General features: G+C 66.2%; 1 protein-coding gene and 1 pseudogene. Both read right to left on the reverse strand.

The annotated features are described in order from the left end of the window. Positions 1–567 precede the first annotated feature (567 nt). Positions 568–1,101 (reverse strand): annotated as a pseudogene (locus MMF94_RS43045) (asparagine synthase-related protein); the annotation flags it as partial. Between the two features lie 228 nt (positions 1,102–1,329). Then, a partial coding sequence (locus MMF94_RS43050; protein ID WP_241043278.1) for a Rossmann-fold NAD(P)-binding domain-containing protein occupies positions 1,330–1,681 on the reverse strand: 352 nt, incomplete at its 5' end.

A 1,681-nucleotide genomic window follows, 5' to 3' on the forward strand; every position in this document is an offset into this window, starting at 1 on the left:
CGGGATCCCCCTCGTCAATGCTGGCGGCCACTCGGCGCCTGCAGGTTTCAACGACTATCCCGCGCAACCGGTTCAACCGGCGGGAGGTTCTCTCCGGGGATTCCTGGCCGAAGCCGCGGGATGTGTGGCGAACACGACAGCAAAAGTGGGAACCGTGCCGTGGTCGCCGGCAGCCGTTGTGGCTGGTGGGGGACTGTGAGGCGAGAAATCGCCATATGTTCTGGTTGTATCCGTGGGTCGGTTTCCGGCGCCGATCATCGCCGGTGTGCCGATCTTACCCAATGGTTGAATCGGGTCGGTCCACAGTGCCCGTCGAACTGTTTACCCGACCGGAGCCAGACTTTTGCGAGTCAGGCCCATGGGAAGCCTCACACCGCGCAGGGTGCAGGGCTCCCCATCGGGATTTGGTTTCCTGCTCAGAGACGGTCACGCCGTAGTCGGTCAGGAAGGCATCGAGCGTCAGGATCTGTTCCAGCGCCTGCCTGATGCCGCCGAACACCGCGTCGGTCGGAGGTGCGGTGAGCGCCGACTCGGCTGCATGGGCATCCAGCAGCGGCGCCACTGCCGGCTCTTGACCCGTTGCACGACCGATTGGGGCAGTACGTCGGCGGTGGCGGCGCGCAGCAGGCTCTTCTCGCGGCCGTCGAAGGTCTTGTGTGACCAGGGTGTGCCGAAGACGTACTCGACGAGCCGGTGGTCGCAGAAGGGCACTCGTACTTCGAGTCCGACGGCCATGCTCATCCGGTCCTTGCGGTCGAGCAGGTTGGGCAGGAAGCGGGTCAGGAACAGGTGGCAGATCTCCCGCATCCGTCGCTCGTGTGGATCGGCCGCGGCGGGGCCGGTCAGTTCGGGCACCTCGGCCAGCGCGGTGCGGTACAGGTCGTCGAGGTAGCCGGTGAGGTCGAGCTTGCCGCCGTTCAGCCCCGGGCCGAGCAGCCGCTGGGTCGTCTCCATGCGCACCGCGGCGCCACCGAGCCAGGGGAAGGTGTCGGCCTTGATGTAGGCGGGGTCGTGGAACATCGGGTAGCCGCCGAAGACCTCGTCGGCCGACTCTCCCGACAGCGCCACCGTCGAACGCTCCCGGATCGCCCGGGACAGCAGAAGTACCCCCCGGCCCCCAACCCGACCGGACCGTCCACCCAGATGCCCTCGTCGTCCGGGCCGCGGCAGGCCATCGTCGTGGTCATCCCGGCCAGCTCTCGACGAGCGTCCGGCTCGCCCAGATCACGATCGAAGGACACCCATCCACATATGCCGCACATACGCAGTCGCTCCAAACGCAGTAGCGATGAGCAGACGCCGATCAGTAGGGACCAATGATGTTCGGAATCAGGAGCCGGGAACGAAGTTGGGCCCGCTGGTCTCGAAGAATGAGCGATTCTCGGCCACGAATTGTTCCACCGACAACGGGGGGCGCCCACCGATCTTCTCGACGACGTCGTTCGTGCCGGCGAACACGCCGTTCTGGTAGTCGACGGCGACGTTGCTCAGGTGCTGGACGAGGTGCTCAGCCAGCCCACGCTTGAGCATCGCCCTGGCGAACTCCTCGACACTGATCGGCTCGTAGTGCACCGGGTAGCCGAGCACGCCGGACATGGCCTCGGCGATCTCGTGGTGGTTCTGCTCGACGGGGCCGTGCAGGGTGTAGACGGCGTGGTCGTGCGGTTCGGGGTCGAGCAGC

The sequence above is a fragment of the Pseudonocardia alaniniphila genome (assembly GCF_022524485.1).
Classification (GTDB): Bacteria; Actinomycetota; Actinomycetes; order Mycobacteriales; family Pseudonocardiaceae; genus Pseudonocardia; species Pseudonocardia alaniniphila.